The following is a 7150-nucleotide window of genomic DNA, read 5'->3' on the forward strand; positions in this document are numbered from 1 at the left end:
CAAGGAGGCCTTCACGGACAGAGGAGGCAGCGGGTCAGTCGCGGAGACGGCGGCCTTGCGCGTCGGTGCCGCCGTTCGCCAGCAGCACGATCCCGTCGACCATCGGCCAGACCACCCCGACGCCACAGGTGACCAGCACGACCGCCAGCTGGCCGAGGGCGAGGCCGACGTGCCCGGTGTAGAACCGCCCGATCCCGAACGGCAGCACGATCTGCAGCACCCCGGCGGCGATCTTCGACTTCGGCGAGTAGGGCAGCACCGCGGCGGGCCGCTGATAGACGGGCACGAACGGCGGCGGGTCGAACCGCGGCGCCAGGTACGTCGGGTGCGGCACGGGCAGGTCCTGGAACAGCGGCCGGAGCTCGCCGAGCGTCACGGCCTCGTACGCGGCGAGCACGCGGCCCTCGTACTCGTCCGGGGTGAGCCTGCCCTGGCTGTAGTGGTCGCCGAGCAGTCGCGCGGCCTCTTCACGCTCGGCGGTGCCGACGCGCATCTCCTCCGGGTCCGGTTGCTGGGACATGCTCCCAAGGTAGCCCGTTTCACAGCCGCGGCGCGGTCCTCGAATGCCACCGAGAAGTTCTTGATGGTCCTAGAGTGTCCGTGTGTCACGGGCCGGCGGTAGCGGAGTCGCCCAGGTGGTCGCCGCGTACCTCGACCATCTGGTGGTCGAGCGCGGAACCGCGAGGAACACCCTCGACAGCTACTCGCGTGACCTGCGCCGGTACACCGCGTACCTCGGCGACGCCGACATCGAGCGCTTCGCCGACGTGACCTCCGCGCACATCACCTCGTTCGGTGCGGCGCTGCGCGAGGGCGACGAGGAGCATCGCCCGCTGGCCGCGTCCTCGGCGGCCCGCGCGCTGGTCGCGGTGCGGGGGTTGCACAAGTTCGCGCACGCCGACGGCATCACCGAGCACGACCCGGCCCGCGAGGTCCGCCCGCCGGCCGCGGCCAAACGGCTGCCCAAGGCACTGCCGGTCGGCGACGTGCTGAAACTGCTCGAAACCCCGCCGCCCGAGGGTGAACGGCCGCTGCGGGACCGGGCGCTGCTGGAACTGCTCTACTCCACCGGCGCGCGGATCTCCGAGGCCGTCGGGCTCGACGTCGACGACATCGACGACGCCGAACGGACCGTGCTGCTCGACGGCAAGGGCGGCAAACAGCGCATCGTGCCGATCGGCCGTCCCGCGCTGGAAGCGGTGCACGCGTACCTCGTCCGCGCGCGGCCCGCCCTCGCCACCCACGGCCGGGGGACGCCCGCGATGTTCCTGAACGCCCGCGGCTCCAGGCTTTCCCGGCAGAGCGCGTGGCAGGTTCTCAAGGACACCGCCGAATCCGCGGGGATCACGGCGGGCGTTTCGCCGCACACGTTGCGCCATTCCTTCGCCACGCATCTGCTCGAAGGCGGCGCCGACGTCCGCGTCGTGCAGGAACTGCTCGGCCACGCTTCGGTGACCACCACCCAGGTGTACACGCTGGTCACGGTCAACACGCTCCGCGAGGTTTACGCGACAGCACATCCGCGGGCGCTCGGCTAATCGACCCGGTTGATCCCGGCGTGCCTCGTTGGCTCGACTCACGGATCGCGCATAGGCTGCCGAGGATCCTGCCGAAGAGGAGCTTTCGCGTTATGTCGACACCGAACGAGCCGGCGAAGCCGTCCGCGTCCGCCGGTTCGGCTGCCGCGAGCCTCAGCCAGGTGACCATCGCAACCCCCGCCGAACACGACGGCGACGAACCGTCGGAGGACACGATCTCTTCCCGCGGCCGCAAGGCCAAGCGCGCCAAAGAAGCCAAAGACGCCAAGCAGCAAGAACGCGACAACGACGGCATCGGGCCCACCGGCCGTCCGTATCGCGAGATCCCCGACCCGCCGCCGCTGGACCGGCACGGCCCCGCGCTGGTGATGGCCATGTGCAACCAGAAGGGCGGCGTCGGCAAGACCACCTCGACGATCAACCTCGGCGCGGCGCTGGCCGAATGCGGGCGCCGGGTGCTGCTGGTCGACTTCGATCCGCAGGGCGCGCTCTCGGTCGGCCTCGGCATTCAGCCGCACGAACTGGACCAGACGGTCTACAACGTCATCATGGAGCGCTCGGTCAGCATCACCGACGTCATCCGGAAGACCCGGGTGGATGGCGTCGACCTGCTGCCGAGCAACATCGACCTGTCCGCGGCCGAGGTCCAGTTGGTCGCAGAGGTAGGACGCGAACACACTTTGTTACGGGTCCTTCGTCCGGTCATGAACGACTACGACTATGTTCTTGTCGACTGCCAGCCCTCGCTAGGCCTGCTGACGGTGAACGCACTGACCGCCGCGGACGGTGTGATCATCCCGCTGGAGTGCGAGTTCTTCAGTCTGCGAGGCGTAGCGCTCCTGATCGACACCATCGAGAAGGTGCAGGAACGCCTCAACCCCAAACTGGACATCACCGGGATTCTCGCCACCATGTACGACCCGAGAACCCTGCACTCGAAGGAGGTCATGGCGAGAGTGGTGGAGGCATTCGGCGACACCGTGTTCGACACGGTGATCAACCGCACCGTGCGGTTCCCCGAGACGACGGTCGCGGGCGAGCCGATCACGACCTGGGCACCCAAATCAGCGGGCGCGGCGGCCTATCGCGCGCTGGCACGTGAGGTGATCGCTCGGTGAGCAGGCGAGCTTCCCTGCCCGGAGCGTCCGAACTTTTCAGGATCACCTCCAGCCCCGCCCTCGATCTCCCGCCCGCGCCCGAACAGCCCGCCCCCGCCAAGGGGAACGGCAACGGGAACGGCTCCGGGAACGAGACGGGCCACGCGCACAAGGAACAGCTGACCCGTGCCGCGCGCAGCGGTTCCGGGCGGACCAAGCACGACGCGAAGATCACCGTCTACGTCTCCGGCGACGAACTGCTGGCGATGGAGCAGGCCAGGCTGAACCTCCGGGCGAAGCACGGTCTCGTGCTCGATCGCGGCAGGCTGGTCCGCGAGGCGGTGGCCGTGCTGCTGGCCGACTTCGACGCGGCGGGCGAGGACTCGGTCCTCGTCCAGCGCCTGCGGGCGGGCAGCGAGGACGGGAAAGAGACCGAGAACTGATGGACGACCCGGCCGCGGCTGCTCCCAGCGGCTCAGAGCCGGTCGAGCGGACAGAGGCAGACGAGGCCCCCGCCGTGCACGAGACCGTGCACGGCGGGATGGTCCCCGAAGGACTGGCCAGTGAAGAGCTGAGCACGTCCAAGTTCAAGGTGCACCTGGAGAACTTCGAGGGCCCCTTCGACCTGCTGCTCCAGCTGATCTCGCAGCACCAGCTCGACGTCACCGAAGTCGCGTTGCACCGGGTCACGGACGATTTCATCGCCTACACCCGTGCGCTCGGCACGGAGTGGAACCTCGACGAGACGACCGAGTTCCTGGTCATCGCGGCGACCCTGCTCGACCTCAAGGCGGCGCGTCTGCTGCCCGCCGCCGAGGTGGAGAGCGAGGACGACCTCGCCCTGCTCGAAGCACGGGACCTGCTGTTCGCGCGCGTGCTGCAGTACCGGGCGTACAAGCAGGTCGCGGCGCTGTTCGGGGAACTGGAGGCCGGCGCACTGCGGCGCTATCCGCGCTCGGTCGCGCTCGAAGACCGGTTCATGGGACTGCTGCCCGAGGTGATGCTCGGCGTCGACGTCGGGAAGTTCTCCGAGATCGCGGTCGCGGTCTTCAAACCGAAGCCGCCGCCGACGGTGTCGATCGCGCATATCCACATGGGCCGGGTCTCGGTGCGCGAGCACGCCGCGCTGCTGCGGCTCAAGCTCGCGGAACGAGGCGAAGCGACCTTCGGCGAACTGGTCGAGGACTGCGAGCACACCGTCGAGATCGTGGCGCGGTTCCTCGCGCTGCTGGAGTTGTACCGGGAGTCCTCGGTCCAGTTCGAGCAGCTGGAGGCGCTCGCCGAACTGCACGTGCGCTGGACCGGCGGGTCCGTGGAGGAGGCGTCGGTGGCGGCCGAGCAGGACCGCGCCGCCGCCGAGGACGAGGAGTACGGGTGACCCCGGAGAACACCGAAGAGACAGAGACGACCGAAGACGCCCAGGCGGAGACTCCTGCCGTCGAAACGGAGCCGCCCGCCGACGAAGGTCTCGTCGCGGCCGGTGACGGCGACTATCCTGACGTCACCTCCGACGAGGCGCTCGAAGCGGCCCTCGAGGCGTTGCTCCTGGTCGTCGACTCGCCGATCAGCGAGGAATCGCTCGCCGAGACGGTCGCGCAGCCTGTGTCTCGGGTGACCGTGGCGCTGCGCACGATGGCGCAGAAGTTCACCGAGCGGACCAGCGGAATCGACCTGCGCCGAGTCGGCGAAGGGTGGCGGTTCTACACTAGGGACGTCTATGCCCCGTTCGTGGAGAAGCTTCTGCTCGACGGCCAGCGTTCCAAGCTGACGCGAGCCGCACTGGAGAGCCTCGCCGTGATCGCCTATCGGCAGCCGGTGACCAGGGCCAGGGTCGCCGCCGTCCGAGGGGTGAACGTGGACGGGGTGATCAGGACGCTGCTGGCGCGCGGCCTGATCGAGGAGATGGGGACCGACCCCGAAACCACTGGCACGCTGTACGTGACGACCGAGCTGTTCCTGGAGCGACTGGGCCTGTCGTCCCTGGCCGACCTTCCGCCCATCGCTCCGTTGCTACCCGAAGTGGACACCATCGATGACATCTGACCCGCATCCCGACGGCATTCGGCTGCAGAAGGTCCTTTCGCAGGCGGGCGTCGCCTCGCGGCGCGCTGCCGAGGACCTGATCGTGCGCGGTCGCGTGAGCGTGGACGGCAAGGTGGTCACCGAACTCGGCCGCCGGGTCGATCCGGACAACTCCGTGATCCACGTCGACGGCACCCGCGTCCAGGTCCGCGAGGACCTCGTCTACCTCCTGCTGAACAAGCCCAAGGGCGTGCACAGCACGATGAACGACGACCGCGGCCGTCCGTGCGTCGGCGACTACCTGCGCGGCCGGTACGAGGAGACGCCCGGCATCGTGCACGTCGGCAGGCTCGACGAGAACACCGAAGGCCTCCTGCTGCTCACCAACGACGGCGACCTCGGGCACCGGCTGATGCACCCGTCGTTCCGGGTGCTGAAGACCTACTTCGCCGAGGTCGAGGGCATCGTTCCGCGCGGGCTCGGCAAGGAACTGCGCGCGGGCTTCGAGCTGCCGGACGGCATCGTCAAGGTCGACCAGTTCCGCGTCAAGGACATGCTGGCCGGGCGCACCCAGATCGAGCTGGTCATCCACGAAGGACGCAAGCACATCGTGCGGCGGCTGATGGCGGCCACCGGGCACCCGGTGCGCAAACTGGTCCGGACCGCGCTGGGCGACGTCCAGCTCGGCGCCCAGCGGTCGGGTTCGATCCGGCGGCTGAACCGCGGCGAGGTCGGCTCGCTGTACCGCGCCGTCGATCTGTAACCAAGACTTTCCGCTCTACTGCACAGGTGATCACCGCGTTTAGCTCTCCCTGACGGGCTTTCAGCCGACGGGGAAGGGCTCAACCGTGAAAACAGTTGTGCTGGCAGGGATCTTGGCGGTCGCAGCGGCCGTGGTCACGGCACCGCAGGCCGCGGCGAAACCGCGGGCGAGTGAACCGGTCTACGACTTCGCCCAGGCCGTCCGCGAGACGGCCTGGGTGGACATCGGGCTCGACGGGGACGGCGACGGCCGTTCGGACCGGGTCGCCGCCGACATCATCCGCCCGAAGGAACCGGCGGCGCGGGGCAAGAAGGTCCCGGTCATCATGGACGCGAGCCCGTACTACTCGTGCTGCGGACGCGGCAACGAGAGCGAGCTCAAGACCTACGACTCGGCAGGAAGGCCGGTCGGGTTCCCGCTGTACTACGACAACTTCTTCGTCCCTCGCGGGTACGCCGTGGTCCTGGTGGATCTGGCCGGTACCAACAAATCCCGCGGCTGCACCGACATCGGCGGGCCTTCGGACGTCAATTCGGCGCGCAAGGTCGTCGACTGGCTGAACGGCCGGGCGAACGGCTACACGACGGCGACCGGTCCGGCCAGGACGAACGCGACGTGGTCGACGGGCGCGGTCGGCATGATCGGGAAGTCCTACGACGGCACGGTGGCCAACGGCGTCGCCGCGACCGGTGTCGACGGGCTCAAGACCATCGTGCCGATCGGCGCGATCAGCTCCTGGTACGACTACTACCGCTCCGACGGCGCGAACCTGCGCCAGGGCAGCCCGGCGGGGCTCGCGCAAACCGTGTCCCGGCGCAATGGCGGGCAGAACTGCAGCGCGGCGAACCAGAAGCTCACCGCGGGCGCGACCTCGAACGGCGACTACAACGCGTTCTGGCTCGACCGGGACTACGTGCAGAGCGCCTCGAAGGTGAAGGCCAGCGTGCTCGCTTCGCACGGCCTCGGCGACCTCAACGTCAAGACCATCAACTTCGGGCAGTGGTGGGAAGCGCTGAACGTCGAGCGCAAGATCTGGCTGACGCAGGCCGGTCACGTCGACCCGTTCGACTACCGCCGGTCGGCTTGGGTCGACACCCTGCACAAGTGGTTCGACCACTACCTGCTCGGTGTCGACAACGGCATCGAGAAGACCCCGGGCGCGAGTGTGGAACGCGAACCCGACGTCTGGGTGGACCAGCCGGCATGGCCCGCGGGCAGCGCCGTCACCCTGCGCCCCGCGTCCGGAACCACGCCGGGGGTCGGCACGCTCGGCAGCTCTCCTGGCACGGGAACGGCGTCGTTCACGGACTCCTCCGGTCAGTCTTCGAACAGCTGGGCCGCGAAGCCGACGGAGACTTCGAACGGGCGCGTGCTTTTCAGCACCGGCGCGCTGGCGAAGGACCTTCACGTGTCTGGAACGGCGAAGGTGACTGTGACCGCGACGCCGTCGACGTCCACTGCGCGGCTCTCGGCGATCCTGGTCGACTACGGCCCGGCGACCATCCGGAACTACACCGGACCGAAGGAAGGCATCAAGAACGAGCTGACCCAGTCGTGCTGGGGTTCGAGCGCTCCCGGCAACGACGCCTGCTATCTGGACACGAGCACCGACGCGGTCTCGGTGGGGCTGAACATCATCAGCCGTGGCTGGGCGGATCTGGCCAACCACGGTTCGCTGACGCAGGAATCGCCGCTGACGCCGGGGCAGCCGTACACGATGACGTTCCGGC

The 7150-nt window shown here is 68.8% G+C and carries 8 protein-coding genes; 7 read left to right on the forward strand and 1 reads right to left on the reverse strand.

Annotated elements, in window-relative coordinates:
• Nucleotides 1-34: 34 nt before the first annotated feature.
• A complete protein-coding gene (locus AVR91_RS41050) occupies nucleotides 35-520 on the reverse strand; it encodes a DUF1707 domain-containing protein (RefSeq protein WP_063271847.1) in 486 nt (161 codons plus the stop codon).
• A 115-nt stretch (nucleotides 521-635) separates the two neighbouring features.
• On the opposite strand from AVR91_RS41050, the gene xerD reads away from it, so the two are divergent.
• From xerD to AVR91_RS41085, 7 genes are all read left to right on the forward strand, one after another.
• Nucleotides 636-1538, forward strand: coding sequence for a site-specific tyrosine recombinase XerD (gene xerD / locus AVR91_RS41055; protein ID WP_063271848.1), 903 nt, complete (start codon nucleotides 636-638; stop codon nucleotides 1536-1538).
• A gap of 92 nt (nucleotides 1539-1630) precedes the next feature.
• On the forward strand, nucleotides 1631-2656 hold the full coding sequence (locus AVR91_RS41060) for a ParA family protein (protein WP_016335360.1): 1026 nt from the start codon (nucleotides 1631-1633) through the stop codon (nucleotides 2654-2656).
• Nucleotides 2653-3078, forward strand: coding sequence for a hypothetical protein (locus tag AVR91_RS41065; protein WP_016335359.1), 426 nt, complete (start codon nucleotides 2653-2655; stop codon nucleotides 3076-3078). Before AVR91_RS41060 ends, AVR91_RS41065 begins: the two co-directional genes overlap by 4 nt.
• Nucleotides 3078-4013, forward strand: a complete 936-nt coding sequence (locus AVR91_RS41070) for a segregation and condensation protein A (RefSeq protein WP_063271849.1) — start codon at nucleotides 3078-3080, stop codon at nucleotides 4011-4013. The genes AVR91_RS41065 and AVR91_RS41070 overlap by 1 nt, the downstream gene beginning before the upstream one ends.
• On the forward strand, nucleotides 4010-4678 hold the full coding sequence (gene scpB / locus AVR91_RS41075; protein ID WP_063271850.1) for an SMC-Scp complex subunit ScpB: 669 nt from the start codon (nucleotides 4010-4012) through the stop codon (nucleotides 4676-4678). Before AVR91_RS41070 ends, scpB begins: the two co-directional genes overlap by 4 nt.
• Complete coding sequence (locus AVR91_RS41080; protein WP_007035528.1) at nucleotides 4668-5420, forward strand: pseudouridine synthase; 753 nt, start codon at nucleotides 4668-4670, stop codon at nucleotides 5418-5420. The genes scpB and AVR91_RS41080 overlap by 11 nt, the downstream gene beginning before the upstream one ends.
• A gap of 97 nt (nucleotides 5421-5517) precedes the next feature.
• Nucleotides 5518-7150, forward strand: a 1633-nt coding sequence (locus AVR91_RS41085; protein WP_076857554.1) for a Xaa-Pro dipeptidyl-peptidase, incomplete at its 3' end; no start/stop codon positions are given.

The organism is Amycolatopsis keratiniphila subsp. keratiniphila (genome assembly GCF_001620365.2).
GTDB classification, from domain to species: domain Bacteria; phylum Actinomycetota; class Actinomycetes; order Mycobacteriales; family Pseudonocardiaceae; genus Amycolatopsis; species Amycolatopsis keratiniphila.